We start from the raw sequence: 22,202 nt of genomic DNA, 5'->3' as shown, positions 1-22,202 counted from the left end.
CGGGCATTCCGTCAGGGAGTCACCGAAACGAAGCCGCCCGGCGACATCTCCTCGATTCCCATTCCGGAGTAGGGATGCTCCGCGTCCTGTCCCGCGTACGGCTTGAGCAGGTCGAAGGTCCGCATGTCCCACGCCGCGGTCGGACAGCGCTCCGCGCACAGCCCGCAATGGATGCAGAGGTCCTCGTCCTTCACCATGACGCGGGAGGTCTGCGGCAGCGGCTCGGAGACGTAGATGTCCTGCTCCGCGTTCTCGGCGGGCGCGGTGAGCCGCGTGCGGAGTTCCGCCTCCGCTCCGTTGTGGGTGATCGTGAGACAGCTGAGGGGACAGATGTCGATGCAGGCGTCGCACTCGATGCACAGGCTCCCGGTGAAGTGCGTCTGAATGTCGCAGTTCAGGCAGCGCTCGACCTCGGTCAGCGTCTGCTCGATGTCGAACCCCTCCTCGACCTCCGTCTCGATGCTCTGGAGGCGCTCCTCGAGGCGGACGTGCCGCATCTTCCGGCGGGCCGCGTACTCGTAGTCGTTCGAGTAGCTCCACTCGTGGAGGCCCATCTTGGCGCTCACGAGGTTCATGTGCTCGGGCGGGCGCTTCCGGAGGTCCTCGCCGCGGCAGTAGGCGTGGATGGAGATCGCCGCCTGGTGCCCGTGCTCGGCCGCCCAGATGATGTTCTCCGGGCCCCACGCCGCGTCGCCGCCGAAGAAGACGCCCTCGCGCGTCGACATGAACGTCGTGCGGTCGACGACGGCCTCGCGCCACTTGTTGAACTCGATCCCCGCATCGTCCTCGATCCAGGGGAAGGCGGTCTCCTGCCCGATGGCGAGGATGACGGCTTCCGCGGGGAAGAACGCCTCGTCGAGCTTGGTCGAAACGAGCCGCCCCTCGTCGTTCTCGTGCCATTCCACGATGTCGAAGTTCATCCCCTTGAGGACGCCGTTCTCGACGACGAACTCGGTGGGCGAGTGGTTCTCGACGATGTCGACGAGTTCCTCCTCCGCGTCCTCGAGTTCCCAGGGGGAGGCCTTGAAGTACGGCTTCGACTTTCGGGCCATGACCTTGACGTTCGTGCCGCCGATCCGCTTCGAGGTGCGGCAGCAGTCCATCGCGGTGTTCCCCACCCCGATGACGAGCACGTTCTCCTCGATCGCGTTCGTGTGCCCGAAGGCGACGGATTCGAGCCAGTCGATGCCGATGTAGATGTGGTCCGTGTCGTACCGGCCCGGCAGGCGCAGTTCCTTGCCGCGCGGAGCGCCGGAGCCGACGAAGACGGCGTCGAAATCCTGTTCCATCAGCCACTTCATGCTCTCGACGGGCGCGTTGTAGCGGATGTCCACGCCCATGTCGAGGATGTAGTCGATCTCCTCCCACAGCACTTCGGGGGGCAGGCGGAACTGCGGAATGTTCGTCCACATGAGGCCGCCCGGCCGGTCGTTCTTCTCGAAGATCGTGACCTCGTAGCCGAGGGGCATGAGGTCGCGGGCGACGGTCAGCGACGCCGGGCCCGCGCCCACGCAGGCGATCCTCTTCCCGTTCTTCTGCTTCGGGATGTCGGGGAAGCGGGGGGTGATGTCGCCCCTGAGGTCGGCGGCGACGCGCTTGAGGCGGCAGATCGCGACGGGTTTCTCCTCGACCCGTACGCGGCGGCACGCAGGCTCGCAAGGGCGGTCGCACGTCCGGCCGAGGATGCCCGGGAAGACGTTCGATTCCCAGTTGAGCATGTACGCGTCGTCGTACCGCTCCTGGGCGATGAGGCGGATGTAACCCGGTACGTTGGTGTGAGCCGGGCAGGCCCACTGGCAATCCACGACTTTGTGGTAGTAGTCGGGATTCCCGACGTTTGTTGGCTCCACCGTTTCTCCTCGGGCTTACCCCGCCCGACAGGCGCTCCGTTCCCCGGCCCGTGAGTCGCTTGGAGACATAACCGCCCGCAATCGTAGGGGACGAGGGGGATTGTCGCCAGTTTTTCGTTGCGCCGGCGGGAGTGGCGGCGGGCGCGGCGCGGGAGTGGCGGCGGGCGCGGCGCGGGAGTGGCGGCGGGCGCGGCGGCCGGATCGTTGCTGCGGCGCCCGGAGCCGCGGAAGTTGAGCGCATGCAAAAACAGCCCGTGCACACGGTTGCCGGCGGGGCTCACCTCTTCCGGCGGGACACGGCGGCGAAGCTCGGACGGATCGCCGGAGGATATCTCGACCGGTACGCGGCGGACCCCGCCTCCCTCGTCGATGCCCTGGGGAATCGCCTTCCCCCGGAGACCGCCGAAGCGGTGCACCGGCGCGTGCGCGCCAAGCTCGAACGCGAGCCCGTCGAGTGCTTTCTGATCGACTTCGAGGATGGGTTCGGCGCCCGATCCGAGGCGGAAGAGGACGAGGCGGCGACGGCGGCGGCGGTGGAAGTCGCGGCGGGGGCGGCGGCGGGCAGTCTCCCGCCCTCGCTCGGCATCCGCATCAAGTCGCTGTCCGAGGCCACCGGCGGACGGGCGCTGCGGACGCTCGAACTCTTCCTTGCCGCGTTGGCGCGGAGGGGGGGCGAGCTTCCGGACGGGTTCACGGTGCTTCTCCCCAAGATCGTCGACGCCGGGCACGTCGAGAGGCTCGCGGCGGCGCTGGATCGGCTCGAGGCGACGCTCGGCCTGCCGGAGAATCGGGTGGGCATCGACCTCATGATCGAGACGCCGCAGTCGCTCGTGGCGCCGGACGGACGGATCGCCGTGCCCCGGCTGGTCGCCGCGGCGGGGGGGCGGTGCCGGACCGTGCATCTCGGGGCGTACGACCTCACGGGCGCCGCGGCGGTCGCGGCGGAAGCCCAGACGCTCGGACATCCGCTGTGCGAGATGGCCCGACAGCTCCTTCAGCTCTCGCTCGGCGGGACCGGCGTCCGGCTGGCGGACGGGGCGACGAATGTGCTTCCCGTCGAACCGCACCGGGGGAAGACGGAGATCTCTCCGGCCGAGCGCGCGGAGAACATGGCGGTCGTGCATGACGCGTGGCGCCTGCACTACGCCGACGTGCGGCGGTCCCTGAACCAGGGGTTCTACCAGAGCTGGGACCTTCACCCGGCGCAGCTCGTCTCCCGCTTCGCGGCCGTGTTCTCCTTCTTCCTCGAGGGACTGGACGCGGCGGCGATCCGGCTCGACCGCTTCGTGTCCGCCGCGGGACAGGCCGTCCTCACGGGATCCGTGTTCGACGACGAAGCGTCGGGCCAGGGCCTGCTGAACTTCTTCCTCCGGGGACTCGCGAGCGGCGCCCTGACCGCGGAGGAGGCGGCGCGTTCCGGCCTCACGCCCGCGGAACTCGACACCCGCTCCTTCCGCGCCATCCTGGCAGGCCGCGATAACACCCCGCGTCAGCGGCGAGAGCGGTGAAGCGCTCGCCGGACAAGGAGCGCCGCGGCGAGTGATTGCCGCCTGGATCGACCGCGGCAGGATCCGCGTACGCAATGACCTCCCGCGGCCCTCCCTCGAGCCCGGGGAGGCCATCGTCCGGGTCCTGGTGGCGGGCATCTGCGGGACGGACCTGGAGCTGCTGCGCGGATATCGCGACTTCTCGGGGATTCCGGGGCACGAGTTCGTCGGACGGGTCGAGGAGGGGCCGTCGGAGTGGGTCGGCGCGCGGGTCGTGGCGGAGATCAACATCACCTGCCGCGGGCGAAGGTTCGAGCCCCCCTGCTTCCCTTGCGCGAACGGGCGGCTCACGCACTGCCTTCGCCGCGAGGCGATCGGCATCCGCGGTCGCGACGGCGCCTTTGCCGAATGGCTGCGGGTGCCGGTCCCGAACCTGCATCGCGTGCCGGAGCCGCTTCCGGACGAGGTCGCCGTGTTCGCGGAACCCGTTGCGGCCGCCTGCCGCGTCCTGCGGCAGATCGAGACCGACCTCCGGCGCGACGTCGAGCGTGGGCGCGTGACCCGGGCGTTCGTCGTGGGGGCCGGGCGGCTGGGGCAGCTCGTGGCGCGGGTGATGGCGCGTCGGCTGCCGCGGCTGGAGGTCGCCGGGCGGTCGGAGCGAAGCCTGGCGCGGGCCCGCGCGGCGGGTCTCGCCACCATGTCGGCCGCGGCCGTGGAGGCGGCGGCCTACGATCTCGTCGTCGATTGCAGCGGTGCACCGGCCGGCTTCGAGGTCGCCCGCCGAGCCGTTCGGCCACGAGGCACGATGATCCTCAAGAGCACGCATAAAAACGAGTTATCCGTCGACATCTCATCCATTGTCGCAGATGAAATCCGACTGCTCGGCTCTCGGTGCGGGTCTTTCGACGACGCCCTGTCGGCGCTGGAGCGAAGGGAGTTCGAGGTGCGCGATCTCATCGACGACCGGCTGCCGCTCTCCGCCGCCCCGGAGGCCTTCGACCGAGCGGCGGAGGCGGGCGTCGCGAAGGTGCTTCTCGTCCCCTGACCCCGGTCGGATTCAGTTGACCCGGCTGGGCTCAGTCGACCCGGCCGGATTCAGCCGGGCAGTTGCACGGGGCGGATCCGGACGCCGCCTCCCTCGCCGGGGATCGTCCACGCGAACAGGAGTTCGTCTCCCAGCCGCACCATGCGCGGGAAGCCGCTCGAACGCTCGCCGGCGGTCTCGGAGATCAGGAGGGGCGGCTCCTTCGAGCCGTCCGGGTGAACGCGGCGGACGAGGACGCGCGGGGTGTCGTTCGAGGCTTCGAGCCACACGACCGCCGCCGAACCGTCGTCGAGACGCTCGATGTCCACGCGGCCCAGCGGCAGCCCTTCGTCGATCCGGATCCGCGGGCCGAAGCTCGCGCCGCCGTCGGCCGAGAAGGCGACGTACGCCTGCGGCGTGCCGCCGGCGCCCGTGTACCAGGCGGAGACCAGCGCCGCTTCGTCTCCGCTCAACTGCGGCCCGTTCACGGGACAGCCGGGGATGACCCAGCCGTCGGTCGACACCGGAGCGGGCTCGGTCCAGCGCTCCCCCGCCCCGCGGACGACGGCGATGTCGCGGACCTCGGATTCGCTCCGGTCGCGGTAGGCGGCGACGAGGCCGTCGCCCACGCGGGCCAGCGCGGTCTGGCAGCACTCGCACGTCCTGTCGTCGAGGAGCACCTCGGGGCCCAGTCGGCCGTCCGGCGCGAGCGTCCGGAAGCGGACGGACATCGGACCCCGCACTGCGTGGCTCCCTTCCGTTACGTGCACGCCCCCGGCGGCGGCGCCCGCCATCGCGCGGGCGTCGAGCCAGGTCAGCGCCGCGCCGTCCCGCCACGGGACCATCGATACGAAGCCGTGCTCGGTCGGCGACTCGTCGTCGTGCGCGCGGAACGGCTCCGTCCACGTCATTCCGTCATCCGAAGAGAGCGCCAGCATGACGTGGTAGGCGTACGGCGCCTCGGCCACCTTCTCCAGCCAGTGAACGGCGAGGGTGCCGTCGGACATCTCGACCGACGAGGGGAAGTCGGCCCAGTTCACGAACATCTCTTCCGACGTCCACACGGTGCGCGGCGCGGACCAGCCGTCCGCTTCGCGAATCGCGAGACGCAGCGCAGGCACGCCGTCCTCCGGCTCGATCCACGTCAGGATCGTGCGTCCCTCCGCACCCACCGCGAGATGGGGCTCGCCGCTCGGGAACGGCCGCACGAACTCGACATCCCCCGACTGCAGCGACACCTGCCGTTCCGCCTCGCCGGCACACCCGCACAGAAGCACCGCGGCGGCGAGGGAACGGATCCGGCGGCCGGCAGGGGCTCGCGTGCGGTTTCGCATGTGGACTCCGGACATTCTCATCTCCTGCGGGGGTCTCCCTCGGGCGTCTCCTCCGGGCGAGGCCGTATGATACGCGCCGCAAGGCGACCTGAGAACTCCGCGGACGGGAGGCGAAGTGCCACAACGCGCGTCGGTGATGACGGGCCCGCGACAGCCGCTCGAGATTCGGGACTTCGACGACCCCGCACTCGGGCCGGGCGAGACATGGCTGGAGATCGAAGCGAGCGAGGTGTGCGGAACCGATGTACACCTCTATCACGGGCGGCTCGCGGGGGTCCCCTGGCCCATCATCCCGGGGCACGTGAGCGTGGGACGGGTGCGGGAAACCCGCGGCCCGGGCGTCGACGCCACCGGGCGGCCGCTGGCGGAGGGGGACACGGTCACCTTCTTCGACGTGGTGGGCACGTGCCACCGCTGCTTCCATTGTTCCGCGGCGCGGCAGCCGAACCTGTGCCCGCACCGGCGCGTCTACGGCATCACGTTCAGCGCACTCGAGGGGCTGTTCGGAGGCTGGGCGACGTCCATGCGGCTCACGGCCGACACGTCGATCTTCAAGTTGCCCGAGGGGCTGGAGACAGCGGATGTCATCGGAGGCGGCTGCGGACTCTTCACCGGTTTCGGAGCCGTCGAGCGCTCGGAACTCCGGCCGGGAGACACGGTCGTCGTCCAGGGCTCCGGCCCCGTGGGCCTCGCGGCCGCCGCCTTCGCCCGGGTCCGGGGGTGCGGCGTTCTCGTCGTCATCGGCGACCCCGACGAGCGCCTCGACCTGGCCACCGCGATGGGCGCCGACGTCACGCTCTCCGTGAGCCGAACGTCGGGCCCCGACCGGTCGGCACGGGTGGCCGATCTCACGGAGGGCCGGGGCGCCGACGTCGTCATCGAGGCGAGCGGCAACCCGGCGGCGATCCCGGAAGGGTTCGCCCTTCTCCGCGACGGAGGCACGTACGTGGTGGCGGGCCACTACACGGACGTCGGTCCCGTCTCCATCAACCCGCACCTCGACATCAACCGGAAGCACGCGACGGTGAAGGGGCGCTGGGGCACCGAACTGCCGCACGTCTCACGCGCGCTCGACCTGCTCGCCCGGCACCGCCTCCCCTTCGCCCGGGTGATCGGGGGAGAGTACGGCCTCGAGGAAACGAATCGGGCGCTCGCGGACGTCGAGCGGCTCGCCGTCACGAAGGCGATCATCGTTCCGTCCCGCGACCGGGCGACGCAGGCTGCAGGCTGAAGGAGCGGGTCGCGGCTAGAAGTCCCTGGCCATCTGGCCCGCGGACTCCACGCGGACCGTGAGGATGTCGATGTCGTGGTACTGCTGGTGGCGGATCGAGGATGCGTAGTGCCTCAGCAGCCGCAGCGGGGTCTCCGCCTCGACCGGGATGCCCGCGGCCGCCTCGCTGAGCATCGCCAGCTGGTCTTCGATGTTCTTCTCGTCCGTCGTCGCGATGAACTCGAGATCCGCGGAGGGGCCATCGCCGCGCGCGATCACCAGCAGGTTGCGCTCCACTTCCGGCGTATCCCCCGCCTCGGGCGTATCCCCCGCCTCCTGTGCCTTCTCACGAGTGAGGATGTGCAACGTCTCCTCACCCACGGCGCGCAGACGCGTTTCCATGTCTTCGTCCCAGCCGTTGCGCGCGGCGAACTTCACCAGGAAGGCGTCGACCTCCGGCCAGGTATCGTGCGACAACCGCGTCTTGAGTCGCGCCCGGCGGCCGCCCATTCCGAAGACCGTGAGCAGGATCACCGTCAAGCCGCCGACGGTCATGCCGTTGCCGAGGAGTTCGCCCCAGGCCCCCTGGAAGGACTCCGGGTAGATCCAGTCGAGCTGGAAGGCGATGCCCAGCCAGAACGCGACGCCGACGACGATGCCGTTGCGGTAATCCAGCCCTTCCTGGAGCAGGATCTTGATTCCGAAGACGAAGATCAGCGCGACGATGATGACGAAATAGGCCGCCACGACGGGGCCGGGGATCGCGATGATGAGGGCGAGGAATTTCGGCAGGAAGGCGAAGGCGACGAAGACGATGCCTACGCAGATCCCGATGGCGCGGGAAGCGACGCCCGTGAGTTCGGCGACGGCGATGCTCATGCCGTAGGTCGTATTGGGAACGGTCCCCGCCAGGCCGGAGAGGAGGTTCCCCACCCCGTCGGCCGAGATCGCGCCCTGGATGGAGCGAAAGTCGATCGCGCGCGGCCTGCGCCACGAGACCCGCTGAATCGCGATGGCGTCCCCGAGCGTATCCATGGCGCCCACGAGCGTCACCATCACGAAGGACGGCAACAGCGCCCAGAACTCGGGGCGGAAGCTCAGGTCGAGCCCCGGGTACGCGAGGTCCGGCAGGCCGATCCAGCGGGCTTCGGCGACCGGGGACAGGTCGTAGATCCCGAACCCGAGGCCGGCGACGAGAGACCCGGCGGCGATCCCCAGGGCCGGGGCCCAGAGCCGAAGGGCGCCGGAGAAGCGGAGCGGAACGAGCACCAGGACCGCCAGCGTCACGCCCGCAACGACCGGAGCCGCGGCCGGCGACGCCCCGGCCGGCACCTCGGCGAGCTTCCGCAGGATCAGCGGGGCGAGCGTCACCGGAATGAGCATGAGCACGACGCCCGCCACGGTGGGAGTGAAGATCCGCCGCAGCAGCGCCATCCTCGAGGCGAGCACGAACTGGATGAGCGAGGAGCCGATGATCAGCAGCGCGAGCATCCCCGGCCCGCCCTGCTCGAGGGCGGACACGCTCACCGCGAGAAACGCGCTCGTGCTCCCCATGACGAGGATGTAGCCCGCCCCGATCCGTCCCACGCTGCGCGCCTGGATCGCCGTCGTGACCCCGCTGATGACGAGCGCCGCGGACACCGCCCACGAGAGGTAGGCATCGCTGCCGCCCGCCACGGTGATCATGACCGTCGGCGTGAGCACGATGCTGGCGAGGCAGATGAGGGCGTACTGGACGCCGAGTCCGGCGGCGATCGGGAGCGGCGGCCGCTCGTCCGGCTCGTAGCGTACGTCCTGCGTCGCGCGCCCCGGACTCGAACCCGCCATCAGCCGCTGCCTCCCCCGGCGAGCGCTCCGGCGGGAGACGCCGCGCGCCAGCGTTCGGGGCGGGTTTCAAGCTTTTGGACGGATTCCCGGAGGACCTCGAGCGCGAGGTCGATCGTGTCCAGGTGGGTGCGGAACGCGAGCGCCGCCATCCGCAGCCAGACCGTCCCGTCGATCGTCGTGGAGGAGAGGAAGACGCGCCCGTCGCGGTGGGTCTCGTCCACCAGCGCCCGGTTGAAGGCGTTCGCGTCGCCCGACTCCGGCACCCAGCGGTAGGTCACGACGGAAAGTTCCGGTTCCGGCCCCACCTCGAACCCGAGCGCCCCGATCTCGCCGTGGAAGTACCGCGCGAGTTCGAGCTTCTCCCGCAGGCAGGCCTCGAACGGCGCCTCCCCGTGCAGGAGGAGCGGCAGCCAGACCCGCAGCCCCCGAAAGTGCTTGGTGAGTTCGGGCGATACGGCGGCCGGAGACGGCCCCCAGCGCTCGGCCTCGACCGTGTCCTGCAGGTAGCTGGCGCCCGACGCGTGCGCGTCCGCCAGGGCCTTCCCGTCGCGGACGAGCACGGCGCCCGTGCCGTAGGGGAGAAACATCCCCTTGTGCGGATCGAGGACGAGGGAATCCGAGCGTTCCAGACCCGCCAGCGCGGGCCGGATCTCCTCGAGCAGGGCAAAAAATCCGCCGTAGGCGCCGTCCACGTGGAACCAGAGATCCTCGCGCTCGGCAACGTCCGCGATCTCCGCGAGCGGGTCGATGGCGCCGATGTCCACGGTGCCCGCCGATGCGAAGACGAGCCACGGCCGGAGTCCGCGCGCGCGATCCTCCTCCACGAATTCGGCGAGCGCATCGGCCCGCATGCGGTAATCGCCGTCCAGCGGGACATCGCGCCGCACCGCCTCTCCCACGCCGGCCATTCTGAGCGCCTTGTGCAGGCAGTGGTGCAGGTGGGACGACGAGTAGACGACCGCCCGCTCGTAGTCGCGCGCCCGAAGTCCGGCCGCCTCGCGGGCGGTGACGACGGCGATGAGGCTCGCGATCGAGCCTCCCGAGGCGAGGTTCCCGGCGCATGTGGCCGGATATCCCGCGAGACGCGCCATCCAGCCGAGGACGACGTTCTCCATCTCGACGGCGCCGGGGCCGGTGAAGCGTACGCCGGCGTATTCGTTCGTGACGGCCGCGAGATAATCCGCGAGCGACGAGGCGTAGATGCCGCCGCCGGGGATGTAGCCGAGGTGCCCGCCGTGAGAGGGCACGAGTCCCGCCCCCACGACGGACTCGTCGATGCGGTCGATGAGCCGCTCGATGGGTCGCGTATCGGTCCCGACTCCGAGTTCCCGGATCTCCGCGACGGCCGACTTGTCGTACTCGTAGGCGGGCCGTTCGGGAAGCCCGGTGAGGAACCGCTGCGCGTAGGCGTGTACCAAGGCCATAAGGCGGTCGCGCTCGCCCGCGCCGGGGTCGAGCGGCCGCGCAGCCTCCTCCAGTTCCAGGATCCGGGACCGCTGCCGACTTGAGATCGAGCGCATGATGCGATCCTATCTCTTTCGTTCGGGGGACGCGAGCGTTCCGGTCCCTTTGTCGCCCACGGGAGGATCCCGCTTGGACCCGCGTCGGAAATCATCCTGGAAGTACGGTCTCGCCGCGGCGCTCGCGCTCGGACTCGCGTCCGGGCTCGCGTCCGCCGTCGAGGCGCAGGGGCGTGCGGACCGCGCGGAAGGCTACCTCCGGTCCTTCCATGACCTGAGGCTTTTCAACGGTGCGGCCCTGATCGTCGACGAGGGCCAGGTGCTGTTCGAGGGCGCGTTCGGCGAATCCGACTTCGCCGGCGGCGGCCGCAACACCCTCGACACCCGGTTCCGCGTCGCATCGCTGACGAAGCAGTTCACGGCCGCGCTCATCCTGAGACTCGAGGAGGAGGGGCTGCTGCGGGTCGAGGACCCGGTGGGCCGCCACATCGAGGAATATCCGCCGGAAAACGCGGAACGGATCACGCTCCACCACCTGCTCACGCACACCTCCGGGCTGCCGAGCCACACGAACATGCCGGGGTTCCTGGAGTGGGAGGCCGCGACGCCGTTTTCGCCGGGCGAGATCGTCGCGCTCACATGGGAGGAGCCGCTCTCCTTCGAACCGGGCACGGACTTCGAGTACTCCAACTCGGGCTACGTGCTCCTGGGCTGGATCGCGGAACGGGTCACGGGCCTGAGCTACGACGAGGCTCTCCGCACGTATGTGCTCGGACCGCTGGAGTTGAGCGATACGGGGTACGATCATGCGCTGTGGCCGCCGGAGGGCCACGCGGCCGGCCACACGCGCGACCTCGCCGGCTACCGGCCGGCGCGCCTCATCGACCCGACGGTGCCCCATGCCGCCGGCATGCTGTACTCCACCGTCGGCGACCTCTCTCGCTGGGCGGCCGGCCTCTTCGTCGAAGGAGGCCTGTTCCGCGACCCGGAGACGCTGGCGCGCATGACGACGCCCGGCCTCGAATCCGGGTCGTACGGGTACGGCGTGGGCGTGCGGACGCGGGATATCGGAGACGACCATGGCGTGCGCGTGATCGAACACTCGGGAGGGATCTTCGGCTTCTCCTCCTACCTGCGCGTCTTCCCGGACTACGGACGCCTCATCGTGCTGATGGACAACACATCCTCCGACCTGGGACCGGTCCTGGAGGGGTTGACGAACCTGCTGTGGGGCGCCGAAGCCGTTCGCCCGAAACCGTCGATCGCGGAACGGCTGCTGCCGATCGTCGAGGCAGGCGGGGTCGAGGCGGCGATGTCGAGGTACGAGAACTGGCGGCGCACGCGGCCGGAGGAATACGACTACTCCACCGGCCAGATCCTGAGGCTCGCGGGCCATTTCCGGGAGAGCGAGCCGGCCACGGCCATTGCGATCCTCGAAGCCTACGCGGCGGAGACGCCCGAACCCCCCGCGATCCGCTTCGCGCTCTCCGAGCTTCACGAAGGGGCCGGGGATCGGGAGGCGGCGTCCGCCCACATCCGGGAGGCGCTCACGTACGCGCCCGGGATGCCCCGGCTCCTGGAGCGTCTGTCGGAGCTGGGGGTCGAGCCGGATCCGGCGCTCACGCTCCCCATCGTGCGCGCCGAGCCCGGGAGTCTGTCCCTCTTCGTGGGCGAGTACCGCATCGACCCGGCCACGACGCTGACCGTGACGCTCGAGGATGGCGTTCTCACGGCCGCGCGCACCGGCGAGGCGGCGTTCCGACTCCTCCCGCAGTCCCCGACGATCTTCCTCCTGCACGGTTCCGCCGTGCAGTTCGAGTTCGAGGTCGCCGACGGGGTCGCGAGGGCGGTCTCCGTGGTGGAGGCGGAGCAGCGCCTCTCCTTCCCCAGAATCGGGCACTGAGCGGGCCGGGAGCCTCGTGCACGACTTCGCCGTCATCGGGCTCGGAGCCATCGGAGGCGCGACGGCCGCCGAACTCGTCCGGCGGGGACACTCGGTGGTCGGATTCGACCGTTACACGCCCCCGCACACCATGGGGTCCGCGCACAGCGAGACGCGGATGATCCGCGAGGCGTGGTACCGGGGGTCTCCGTACATGCCGCTCGTCCGTGATGCCCGGCGCCGCTGGGCAGATCTCGAGCGTACGTCCGGCAGGACGCTGCTGCGGACGGCGGGCGCCCTCATGATGGGGCCGGAAAACGGCCGCGTATTCGCGGGGAGCCCGCTTCGCGACGCCGCGCGGCCGAACGCCGACGACATCCTCCTCTCCGTCGAGGAGGTCGTCGAGCGCTTTCCCTGGCTCCGACCGGATCCCGGGACCGTCACGATCCACGAACCGGGTGCCGCGATCCTCTCGCTGGAGGCCTGCCTCGAGGCGACGCTGGAGGCCGCCGAGGGCGCGGAGCTACGCTTCGACGAACCCGCGATCGAGTGGTCCGCTTCGGCCTCGGGCGTCCGAGTCCGGACCGAACGGGGAGAGTACCCGGCGCGGCGCCTCGCGATCACCGCGGGGGCCTGGACGCCGCAACTGCTCCCCGGGCTTTCTCTCCCGCTCGAGGTGGAGCGCACGGTGCAGTACTGGTTCGAGCCCGCCGGGGCGCATTCGGACGCGCTCGCGGAGGGTCCCGCATGGGTGTGGGAACTCGAACGCGAGGGGACGTGGTACGGATTCCCGCCGAGTGCGCGAGGTCTCAAGGCGGGGATGCACTTTCAGGCCGGACGCGGGACCGATGTCGAGCGGGTCGACCGCGAGGTCGGCGCCTCCGAGACGGAGGATCTGCGAAGGCTGTTCGCGCGGTACGCGCCGGGCGTGGCGGGCGCACTGACTCACGCGTCCGTCTGTCTCTACACCAACACGCCGGACGAGAACTTCATCCTCGACCGCCACCCCGACAACTCCCGCGTCGCGATCTTCACGGGGGGCTCCGGCCACGCGTTCAAGTTTCTGCCGGTCCTCGGAGCGCTGATGGCGGACCTCCTCACGGACGAGCCGCCCTCCCGGGATCCGTCCCCCTTCTCTATCGACCGCTTCCGCTGAAGGAGCCGGGACCGCTTACGCTGACCGATCCGGCGAAGCGCAGGAAGAGGGCCGGAACGACAACCATGTTGAGCGTGGTGGAGGTCACGAGCCCCCCGAGGACGACGACGGCGAGCGGGGCCTGGATCTCCTTGCCCGGTTCGCCAATGCCCAGAGCGAGCGGAACGAGCGCGAGGCCCGCCGTGAGCGCCGTCATGAGGATCGGGCTGAGACGTTCCATGGAGCCGCGCCGGATGCTCGGGCCGAGCCCGGCGCCCGCCGCACGCAGATCCTGATAGCGGCTCACGAGAAGGATCCCGTTTCTCACCGCGATGCCGAACAGCGTGATGAACCCGACCAGGGTCGCGATGTTCACCGTGCCGCCGATGAGCAGGACCGCGAGCACGCCGCCCGCCAGCGCCAGAGGCAGGTTCACCATGAGCAGAACCGCGATCCGGGCGCTCCCGAAGGCCCGGAACATGATGAGGAAGATGGCGGCGATCGAGAACAGCGAGAGCAGCGTGATCCGCCGCGTCGCCTCCCGTCCGCTCTCGAACTGGCCGCCGTACTGGACGTAGTAGCCCGGCGGCAGTTCGACCTCCGCGGCGACGCGCGCCTGAAGCTCCTCCGCCGCCCCGCCGACGTCGCGCCCGGCGACGTTCGCGCTCACGACGATCTTCCGCTGCACGTTCTCCCGGCTGATCGTGTTGGGCCCCAGCGACGGCACGATCGATGCGAGCTGCGAGAGCGGCACGGTGGTGCCCGACGGGGTCGTCATCAGCGTCCCGCCGATCGCCTCGGGGTCCGTGCGGTGCTCGTCCGCGTAGCGCACCACGAGGTCGAAGGCGCGGTCCCCCTCCCGGATGAGCGACACCTCCTCCCCCTGAAACGCGACGTCGACGGCCGCGGCCATTTCGGCCGGCGTGACGCCGTGACGGGCCATGGCGCGGCGGTCGGCGCGGACCTGAAGCTGGGGGATGTCCGCCTGCCTCTCGACGGAGACGTCCACGAGGCCCCCGACGGTGCCCGCGACCGTCTCGATCTCGCCGGCGATGTCGCGCAGTTGCCGGAGGTCGGGCCCGAACAGGTTCGCCGCGATGGCGGCCCGCGTGCCCGAGAGCATGTGGTCGATCCGGTGTCCGATCGGCTGTCCGATCGTGACGTTCGTCCCGGGAAGCCCGGCCAAATCGTCCCGGAGCGCGGCCATGACCTCCTCCAGGTCGTGTTCCGAGAGGTCCAGTCGCGCGTCGACCTCGGAGGCGTTGGCGCCCTGCGCGTGCTCGTCGAGTTCGGCCCGGCCGGTCCGCCGCGACGTTGAGACGACGGCCGGATGCGCCAGAAGCTGGCGCTCCACGCGGGCCCCGATCGCGTCGGACTCCACCAGCGACGTCCCGGGCAGACTCACGACGGAGATGGTCAGCGTCCCCTCCTGGAACTCGGGCAGGAATCCGCGCCCCAGCGAGGGCACGAGAGCCAGGGTGCCGACGAGCAGGAGCGCCGCGCCGCCGAGCACGGCCCCGGAACGGTGAAGCGCGGCGTCGAGGATGCGCCCGTACGCCCGTTCGAGCCCCCGCATCAGCCACGGGTCGCGCGGGCGGCCGATGGCCCGATCCCCCGGCAGAAGCATGTGGCAGAGGGCCGGCGTCACCGTGACCGCGACGAGCAGAGACGACAGAATGCTCACGATGTAGGCGAGTCCGAGCGGTCGGAGCATCCGCCCTTCCACGCCGGAGAGGAAGAAGAGCGGGACGAAGACGATGGAGATGATGAGCGTCGCGCTGAGGATCGGGTTCCGGATCTCCCGCGCCGCATCCCGGATGAGGGACAGCGGTCGCCGTCGGCGCTCCGGCGGCCGGCGGCGGTCTTCGCGCAGGCGGCGGTACACGTTCTCGACGACGATGATCGCGTCATCGACGAGGGCGCCGATGGCGATGGCCATGCCTCCCAGCGTCATCGTGTTGATGGTGCCCCCGAGGAGCCGCAGCACGATGACGGCCAGGGCGAGCGAGAGCGGGATCGCGAGCACGGAAATCGCCGTCGTCCTCAGGTTCCAAAGGAAGAGCAGGAGCACTGCGATGACGAGCAGCGCCCCGTCGCGCAGGGCTTCGATCACGTTCTCCACGGCGAGCGATATGAAATCGGCCTGCCGGAACACGGACCGCTCGAAGGCCACGCCCGCCGGGAGTTCCGCTTCGATTTCATTCAGTTCGGCGTCGATCCGCTCCGTCAGTTCCAGCGTGTTGGCCCCAGGCTGCTTCTGGATCGAGAGCACGACGGCGGGCTCGGCGTTCACGGAAGCGGTGCCGAGCCGGACACGCGGACCGATCCGAACCTCCGCCAGGTCCTCGATGAGGACGGGTACTCCCTCCCGCACGGCGACGACGGTGAGGCCGATCTCCTCCAGGTCGCGCGCGCGACCGATGCCGCGGATCAGGATCTCGCGCCCGCCCGAGCGATAGACGCCTCCGGAGGCGTTCCGGTTCGAGCCCGCCGCCGCCTCGAGCACCTGGTCGAGCCCGACGCCGTATGCGAGCAGGCGCTCGGGACGGACCAGGATCTGGTACTGGCGAACCTGTCCGCCGATCGCGACCACCTGCGAGACTCCGGGCACGGCGAGCAGCCTTCGCCGCACGGTCCAGTCGGCCGCCGTCCGCGCCTCCATGAGTTGCGGGGCGGGCGCGCTCATGCCGACGAGCAGGATCTCCCCCATGATCGAACTCACGGGCGCGAGGACGGGCGCGCTCACGTCGTCGGGGAGCTGGGCCGTGGCGAGTTGAAGCCGCTCGTTCACGATCTGCCGGGCGCGGAGGATGTCCGTCCCCCAATCGAAATCCACCCAGACGATGCTGATCCCCTGCGCCGAACTCGACCGGACCCGGCGCACGCCGGCCGCTCCGTTCACCGCGGTTTCGACCGGGAAGGTGACGAGACTCTCGACCTCTTCCGGGGCGAGTCCGTGGGCGTCGCTGAGCACGGTCACCGTGGGAGCGGTGAGGTCGGGAAAGACATCGACGGGCAGCGTGGCCCCCACCCAGCCCCCGCCCGCCAGGAGGAGGGCTCCGGCGGCCACGGCGAGGAAGCGGTTCTCCAGCGAGGCATGGACGAGCCGGTCGAGCAGTCCGTGCAGGAGTCCCGGCCGATCTCCCGCCGGTCCGGTGGCAGTCATCCCGGCGTCCTCAGTGCGGATGCCCGTGATCCGAGATCTCCACGTCGCCGAGCGAGGCCAGTCTCACCTGATAGGCGCCGACCGCGACGACCTGTTCCCCGCTCGCAACGCCGGAGCGAACGATGGTCCACGACCCGTCCGAGGGGCCGGTCTCCACCACCCGCCGCTGGAACGCTTCGCCGCCGACTTTCACGTAGACGACGGAGAGCCCGTCTTCGTCCAGGATCGCCGGCGTCGGGACCGCCACGCCCTCCACGGGCTCGCCGAGGAGCAGATGTCCCTCGGCGAGCATCCCCACCTTGAGCACTCCGCCCGGGTTCGCCACCGCGAACCGGACCGGCAGCGCCCGGCTCTCCGGATCGATGATGCTGCCCACGGACACCACGCGGTCGGCGGCATGCGTCTGGGTCGCGCCTTCGACGGTGAACCACGCGCCGCTGACTTCGCCGGCCGCTTCGGCGTGGCGGGCCGGAACCCGCGCGACGAACCACAGCGGATCGGGCCGCACCACCGTGAACGCGTGCGTCCCGGTGGCGACGTGCTCGCCGGGGGCCACATGACGATCCGCGATCACTCCCCCGATGGGACTCCGAAGCCGGTAGACGTTCGGATCGGAACCGCCGTCCGCGTCGGCGGAGTGACTGCCCCCCACGGCCTCGAACGCTGCCCGGGCCACCTCGAGGTTGTGGTGGGCCTCCTCCAGACGGCGCTCGGCGATGGCTCCGGCGGCGAAGAGACGCTCCGCCCGAGCCGCCTCGCGCTCGGCCTCCACCACGTCCGCCAGCATGCGGGCGTACGAGTCCTGGAGGCTCGTGGGGGCGATCAGCGCCAACGTCTCTCCCTCCCGCACCACCTCGCCCGGGGCGGGCGATGGCCCCTGGACGAGCACGAGGCCTTCCACCGGCGTCGAGACGTGCGCGAGACCGCCCGCGGGAGCCGTGATCTCCCCCGTGACCGGGATCGAGTTCGGAATCCGGCGCGTCTCCGCGACCGCAACCTCGAACGGCATCGCCCACTGCTCTTCCTTCAGGAGCGCGATCAGCCCCGGAAGCGGCTGCTCCACGTCGTGCGGGAGCGCATCTTCGCTCGCGAACACCTCCAGCTGCCCCACCGGAATCGCGTGGTCCGCGCCGCGGGCCGTGAGGGTCAGGTCCGCCCGCCATGTCCCGACCACCGTGAGGGTCGGGCTCGCGCTGTAGGTTCCCGGGCTCGCCGGGGCCTGCATGACGACCTCTTCGCGGGCGCCGCCGGGTCCCCGGAGCAACAGCACGAGGCGCCCCTCCCGCACCGGCTTCCAGTCCGCCAGCCACGTGAGGTGGATTCCCCACGGTTCGCTCGCGACCCCCCGAACGTGCGGAGGGTACTCGACAAAGAGTTCGAGCGACTCGGTCCAGTGCGTCACGACGCCGCCGCCGGCATGCGAATGGGTGGCTGCCGCCGCCTCGTCGGCGGACGGCGAATCACACCCCGCACACGAGAACGCCGCCACAAGGGCGACCGCCCGGTTCACGCGCATGACACCTCCTCGACTGCGAACCTCTCCCATCCGCTCAACGTTGCCCGACGTCCGGCTGCGGGCCAGAGCCGCCGAAACCTCGACCCGGGAGCGGCCCGTACTGTCCGGCAGGGTGCGGACGCACTGTTCGGCAGGGGGTGGACGCGCCACCTTGAAGCGTACGCCATGCGGGGAAGAGGAAACCCGATGAAAAAGATCGCCATCGTCGTCGCCGTGTTCGTCATTCGGAAGCTGATCAAGAAGCTCTGACGGCGGACGGCACACTCTCGATCCGCTCAGTCCGGCGAGGGTCCTATCCTTCCCGGCCTCATCGCCGTGAGGAACTTCACCGGCTTCAGCGCGTCCCGGTCGTACGAGAAGTAGATGAAGAAGGGCCTGCCCCGCATCTTCCCGCGCTCGACGAAGCCCCAGAACCGTGAATCGAGGCTCTCGTCCCGGTTGTCCCCGAGCATGAAGTAGCGCTCCGGCGGGACCACGAGGGGCCCCCAGTTGTCCCGCGTGGGTTCGTACTCGCCCCGCTCCGGATCCGGAAGCAGGTGCGGCAGTTGCCACTGCATCCGGGCATCCCCCTCATCCCGCTGTCGCGGATTCCGGCGGATGTAGGGCTCGTCGACCGCTACGCCGTTCCGGTAGAGGCGGCCCCCCTCCATGCGGAGCGTGTCGCCGGGCAAACCCACGGTACGCTTGACGATATCCAGCCCCGGAGAATGGTCCGCCCGGAACACGATGATGTCCCCGTACTCCGGCTCCGCGTATCCCGGGATGCGGGCGTTCGTGAACGGGATCGGCGCACCGAGCGACGTCTTGTTCACGAGCAGGAAATCGCCGACGAGGAGCGTCCCCTCCATCGACCCCGACGTAATCACGAAGGTCGCCAGCAGGAACGTCCGGAAGAAGAGGAAGATGAGGAGCGCAACGAACAGCGTGCGCCCCCAGTCGCGAAACCACTCGGCGCTGAACACGGGCGGGGATGGGGGACGTTTCCGCTTCTCTCCCGCGGCTTCGTCCGCCTCTCCTGCACCGTCTCTTCCTCTGCGACCTCGTGCCATGTATCCGAGCGCTCTTCACGGGAAATCGCCGGCACATCGAGCGCCGGACGTCATCTTGCGGTTGTGCGGACGCTACGGTGCGGCCAACCCGTCCGCCATGCAAACATCCGGCCCTCGGCTATCGGAGGCCGGCACCGCGAGTCCGGACATCGTCAGTGCGGCCGGAGCCCGAGCCTGCCCGGTCTCATGGCCGTCAGAACCCGAAACGGCTCGAGTGCGTCCCGATCATATGAGAAGTAGATGAAGAAGGGCCTGCCCCGCATCTTCCCGCGCTCGACGAAGCCCCAGAACCGTGAATCGAGACTGTCGTCCCGGTTGTCGCCGAGCATGAAATAGCGCTCTCGGGGGACGACGAGCGGCCCCCAATTGTCCCGCGTAGGCCTGTACTCGCTTCGTTCCGCGTCCGGGATCAGGTGTTCCCTCTGCCACAGCATCCGGATGTCTCCGCCATCCGGCCGCCGTGGATCGCGGCGGACGTAGGATTCCTCGACCTCAACCCCGTTCCGATACAGCACGCCGCCCTCCATGTGGAGAGTGTCGCCGGGCAGGCCGACTGTGCGCTTCACGAGATCCATGCCGGGGGAATGGTCCGCCCGGAACACGATGATGTCCCCGTACTCCGGCTCCGCGTATCCCGGCACGCGCGCGTTCGTAAACGGGATCGTCGTGCCGAGGGCGACCTTGTTCACAAGCAGAAAATCGCCGACGAGAAGCGTGTCCTCCATCGACCCCGAGGAGATCACGGACGTGGCCAGGAGGAATGTCCGAAAGAAGAGGAGACCGGCGGCTGCGACAATCAGCGATCGAGCCAACTCCCTTACCGACCGTTTCGCGTCGGCCGCCCTGCTGTCCTCGCTTCCGTCTCTGCTTCGTTTCTTCGCCATGTCTTCCGATCTTCCGTCAGAACCCCCGGGCCGCGGCATCGTTACATCAGGCCGTCGGAGTATATGTGGAGGCGCCAGAGGCTGCCGCCGCGGACACCGCGGGCAATGTCGATGCGAAACAGGCCGTCCAGGAGCGAGACGCCGACGCCCACGCTCGACCGCCAGCCCTCCGTGCCGAAGGCATCCACGGGTCCCGTCCAACCCGTGTCCCAGAACCCCGTGATCCGCATCGGGCTGCCCCCGACGTCGTACGTGGGATCGCCGATCCGGAAACCGCGCCCCAGTTCCAACCGGCCGAACCAGAAGCTGTCGCCTCCGGTCGACACGGGATCGAAGGCCCGCAGCGTGTACGATCCGCCGAGGTGGAAGCGACGCTGTGGAGGCGGCTCCCCGAACACTCTTCCGGCCCCGCCCTCCAGCGCCAGCGACCACTCGCTCACGGGGAGTTGCAGCGCCGCGGAGACGGCGGCACGCCCGTAGAGATCGAAGTCGCCCGTCGCGACTTCTCCCCAAACGGATCCGCTGAGGATCGGCACGCCCGGGTCCACGGAGGAAAACGCGCGCAGGCGGCCCGAGACGCCGGCGACATCTCCGCGCGCGGCGACGATGTTGTCCGGAAAGACCGCGTCGCCGAAGAGGTTCGGAAGCGAGGCGTCGCTCTGCTTCCGTGCGTTCTGGTGCCGCTCGGCGAAGAGGGCGCCTTCCACGCGGGTCCTCCTGCCCTGGCGGCTCGCCGAGATCTCGAAGCCGGTCTCCCGGAAGTAGAGGCCCTCGTCATACCCCACGACCAGGCTGTTGAAGGAGTTGCCGAAGGAAAGCGGACGGCCCCAGTCCCCGAGGTCCGCGAGGCGCCGGTACGCCGTGATCCCGAAACCGCCCGTCGCCGTCCGGCGCCGCCACCCGACCTCCACGCCCGGCTCCCACTCCGGGATGCCGATTCGCGGCGTAACCGCAAACTCGGACGTGACCCCCGTCGGCACGGCGAACCGGGCGCTGAACGACAGTCCCTCGACCCGATTGTAGCGGAGTCTGCGCAGACCCGGCGCAAGGTCCAGACGGGGACCCAGGCCCATGGCGGCGGGGATGTGCAGCGAGGACAGACGATCCTTCAGGTCGTCGAGCTCCGCCGTCGCGAAGGCGTCGACCGTGGCCGAAAAGAGCGGCTCCGGCAGCTCCGGGTACGAGGGGAGCTGATCGAGGGGCGGGACGATCGTCACGATCGGGCGGACCCTGGCGGGGAGCGAATCCGGTTCCGCCGTCAACGGGTCGTCGCGCGTTCGCTCGGGCTCGCGCTCCGCCCGACGCCGCGTCCGACCTTCGGTCACGGATACGTCGAGCGTTTGCCCTTCGGGCGCGAGGAAGTCTTCGTCGCCGTCGACCCAGCGCGTCCAGCCCTCCGGCAGATCCTCTCCCGGATCGAGCGTCTGCTCGGCGTCGACGAGGTAATCCTCGAAGATCCATTCGTAGCGCACGGGCATGCTCGCGAGATCCGCCATCGTGGCAACCGCATCGAAGGCCATGCGATTCGGCAGCCACCAGCGCAGTTCCTGGAGTCCGTAGTCGATCGTGATGAAGTCGACCCTGGCGCGGATCGGCTTCACGAACCCGGGAACATCCTCCGCATCCTCCGGTTCTTCGCGGTCGAAGTCGTATTCGATCGCGGGACGGTAGGCGGCGCGCGTGAGGACGCCCTCGTCGGCGTCGAACCAGAGTGAGCCCGCGATGCGGTCGAAGCGGGCCTCCCGCGGCTCGACGACCGCCTCGATCAGCGTCACCTCCCGGTTGTCCCCCGGGAAGCGGATGCGCAGCGTGTCGCCGGAGCGATAGCGGTAGTGATAGGCTGCGGTATCCGCCAGGGGATGGAGGGCCCACTCCGAGCCCAGGGCCAGGTGTTCGCTGGCCGGATCGATGATGTCGAAATCGAGTTCGAACGCATCGTCGTCGCGCAGGTCGTCCTCGAACTCGACGCCGAGGCCGACGATCGGCACGCCGCGTCGCAGTCCCAGCCAACGGATGATGTGTTCGCCCTCCGCCGCCCAGCGCAGTCGCGCGGCGCGTTCCTGGTGAAACACCGCCCGCTCGCGGCGCAGGGCCGCACCGCCCAGCCCGGCGTAGATGCGCTCGCGGAAGGTCGTCTCGAAGCTCGTCAGCCCTTCGGCCCGGGCCTTGCGCTGCGCCAGGGCGCGCTCGATCAGTCCCGCGATCCCTTCGTCGGCGTAGGCGTCGACCGGAACCGGCCGCGAGACGGAGACGGGCGACTCCTGGAGGGCGCGCGCGTCGAATGCGGCGCCCGCGACGGCTCCCAGACACACCGCGAGCGCAAGGGCGCACCCGGCAGCAGGCATTCGGTTCAAGAGCGCTCTCCAGTCCAGAGCCAC

Annotated in this window: 14 protein-coding genes; 5 read left to right on the top strand and 9 right to left on the bottom strand. The window is 69.9% G+C overall.

What is annotated here, in order from left to right:
- Positions 1-11: 11 nt before the first annotated feature.
- Complete coding sequence (locus ACQY5G_RS11250) at positions 12-1,850, bottom strand: FAD-dependent oxidoreductase (RefSeq protein WP_428274023.1); 1,839 nt, start codon at positions 1,848-1,850, stop codon at positions 12-14.
- Positions 1,851-2,089: 239 nt separating this feature from the next.
- On the opposite strand from ACQY5G_RS11250, the gene ACQY5G_RS11245 reads away from it, so the two are divergent.
- Both ACQY5G_RS11245 and ACQY5G_RS11240 read left to right on the top strand, forming a co-directional pair.
- Positions 2,090-3,358 carry a DUF6986 family protein gene (locus tag ACQY5G_RS11245; protein WP_428274021.1) on the top strand — a complete coding sequence of 423 codons (1,269 nt, stop codon included), beginning with the start codon at positions 2,090-2,092 and terminating at the stop codon, positions 3,356-3,358.
- A 31-nt stretch (positions 3,359-3,389) separates the two neighbouring features.
- Positions 3,390-4,382 (top strand): alcohol dehydrogenase catalytic domain-containing protein, encoded by a 993-nt coding sequence (locus tag ACQY5G_RS11240; RefSeq protein WP_428274019.1) that lies wholly within the window; start codon positions 3,390-3,392, stop codon positions 4,380-4,382.
- Between the two features lie 50 nt (positions 4,383-4,432).
- Here the strand turns inward: ACQY5G_RS11240 and ACQY5G_RS11235 are convergent, their stop codons facing one another.
- Positions 4,433-5,695: a sialidase family protein gene (locus ACQY5G_RS11235; protein ID WP_428274017.1), complete on the bottom strand. Its 1,263-nt coding sequence runs from the start codon at positions 5,693-5,695 to the stop codon at positions 4,433-4,435.
- A 115-nt stretch (positions 5,696-5,810) separates the two neighbouring features.
- Here ACQY5G_RS11235 and ACQY5G_RS11230 point away from each other — a divergent pair, with 115 nt between their 5' ends.
- A complete protein-coding gene (locus ACQY5G_RS11230; RefSeq protein ID WP_428274015.1) occupies positions 5,811-6,926 on the top strand; it encodes a zinc-binding dehydrogenase in 1,116 nt (371 codons plus the stop codon).
- A gap of 15 nt (positions 6,927-6,941) precedes the next feature.
- Here the strand turns inward: ACQY5G_RS11230 and ACQY5G_RS11225 are convergent, their stop codons facing one another.
- Both ACQY5G_RS11225 and ACQY5G_RS11220 read right to left on the bottom strand, forming a co-directional pair.
- The gene (locus ACQY5G_RS11225) at positions 6,942-8,732 is read right to left on the bottom strand and encodes a uracil-xanthine permease family protein (protein ID WP_428274013.1); all 1,791 of its coding nucleotides are present in this window, start codon (positions 8,730-8,732) and stop codon (positions 6,942-6,944) included.
- A complete protein-coding gene (locus tag ACQY5G_RS11220) occupies positions 8,732-10,252 on the bottom strand; it encodes a pyridoxal phosphate-dependent decarboxylase family protein (RefSeq protein WP_428274011.1) in 1,521 nt (506 codons plus the stop codon). The genes ACQY5G_RS11225 and ACQY5G_RS11220 overlap by 1 nt, the downstream gene beginning before the upstream one ends.
- Before the next feature lie 73 nt (positions 10,253-10,325).
- On the opposite strand from ACQY5G_RS11220, the gene ACQY5G_RS11215 reads away from it, so the two are divergent.
- Together ACQY5G_RS11215 and solA are read left to right on the top strand one after the other, a co-directional pair.
- Positions 10,326-12,095, top strand: a complete 1,770-nt coding sequence (locus ACQY5G_RS11215) for a serine hydrolase (RefSeq protein WP_428274009.1) — start codon at positions 10,326-10,328, stop codon at positions 12,093-12,095.
- 16 nt (positions 12,096-12,111) lie between these two features.
- On the top strand, positions 12,112-13,230 hold the full coding sequence (gene solA, locus ACQY5G_RS11210; RefSeq protein ID WP_428274007.1) for an N-methyl-L-tryptophan oxidase: 1,119 nt from the start codon (positions 12,112-12,114) through the stop codon (positions 13,228-13,230).
- Here solA and ACQY5G_RS11205 read toward each other — a convergent pair.
- The 5 genes from ACQY5G_RS11205 to ACQY5G_RS11185 all read right to left on the bottom strand — a co-directional run bounded on the left by ACQY5G_RS11205 (position 13,211) and on the right by ACQY5G_RS11185 (position 22,178).
- A complete protein-coding gene (locus ACQY5G_RS11205) occupies positions 13,211-16,375 on the bottom strand; it encodes an efflux RND transporter permease subunit (RefSeq protein WP_428274005.1) in 3,165 nt (1,054 codons plus the stop codon). The two genes, solA and ACQY5G_RS11205, sit on opposite strands and share 20 nt — an antisense overlap.
- A 10-nt stretch (positions 16,376-16,385) precedes the next feature.
- Positions 16,386-17,891 carry an efflux RND transporter periplasmic adaptor subunit gene (locus tag ACQY5G_RS11200; RefSeq protein WP_428274003.1) on the bottom strand — a complete coding sequence of 502 codons (1,506 nt, stop codon included), beginning with the start codon at positions 17,889-17,891 and terminating at the stop codon, positions 16,386-16,388.
- Between the two features lie 275 nt (positions 17,892-18,166).
- Positions 18,167-18,940 (bottom strand): signal peptidase I, encoded by a 774-nt coding sequence (gene lepB, locus ACQY5G_RS11195; RefSeq protein WP_428274001.1) that lies wholly within the window; start codon positions 18,938-18,940, stop codon positions 18,167-18,169.
- Between the two features lie 152 nt (positions 18,941-19,092).
- A complete protein-coding gene (gene lepB / locus ACQY5G_RS11190) occupies positions 19,093-19,824 on the bottom strand; it encodes a signal peptidase I (protein ID WP_428273999.1) in 732 nt (243 codons plus the stop codon).
- Between the two features lie 41 nt (positions 19,825-19,865).
- Positions 19,866-22,178, bottom strand: a complete 2,313-nt coding sequence (locus ACQY5G_RS11185) for a hypothetical protein (RefSeq protein WP_428273997.1) — start codon at positions 22,176-22,178, stop codon at positions 19,866-19,868.
- Positions 22,179-22,202: the final 24 nt, after the last annotated feature.

This window comes from Candidatus Palauibacter sp. (genome assembly GCF_965261555.1).
In the GTDB taxonomy this organism is placed as follows: Bacteria; Gemmatimonadota; Gemmatimonadetes; order Palauibacterales; family Palauibacteraceae; genus Palauibacter.
Note: the sequence above shows the minus strand (reverse complement) of the source record. Positions and strands in the feature narration are given on the sequence as shown.

Bases quoted from the DNA above. Each gene is read 5' to 3' on its own strand.
- ACQY5G_RS11245 (WP_428274021.1), top strand. From the start codon at position 2,090: ATGCAAAAACAGCCCGTGCACACGGTTGCCGGCGGGGCTCACCTCTTC.
- ACQY5G_RS11235 (WP_428274017.1), bottom strand. From the start codon at position 5,695: ATGCGAAACCGCACGCGAGCCCCTGCCGGCCGCCGGATCCGTTCCCTC.
- ACQY5G_RS11225 (WP_428274013.1), bottom strand. From the start codon at position 8,732: ATGGCGGGTTCGAGTCCGGGGCGCGCGACGCAGGACGTACGCTACGAG.
- ACQY5G_RS11220 (WP_428274011.1), bottom strand. From the start codon at position 10,252: ATGCGCTCGATCTCAAGTCGGCAGCGGTCCCGGATCCTGGAACTGGAG.
- ACQY5G_RS11205 (WP_428274005.1), bottom strand. From the start codon at position 16,375: ATGACTGCCACCGGACCGGCGGGAGATCGGCCGGGACTCCTGCACGGA.
- ACQY5G_RS11200 (WP_428274003.1), bottom strand. From the start codon at position 17,891: ATGCGCGTGAACCGGGCGGTCGCCCTTGTGGCGGCGTTCTCGTGTGCG.
- lepB (WP_428274001.1), bottom strand. From the start codon at position 18,940: ATGGCACGAGGTCGCAGAGGAAGAGACGGTGCAGGAGAGGCGGACGAA.
- lepB (WP_428273999.1), bottom strand. From the start codon at position 19,824: ATGGCGAAGAAACGAAGCAGAGACGGAAGCGAGGACAGCAGGGCGGCC.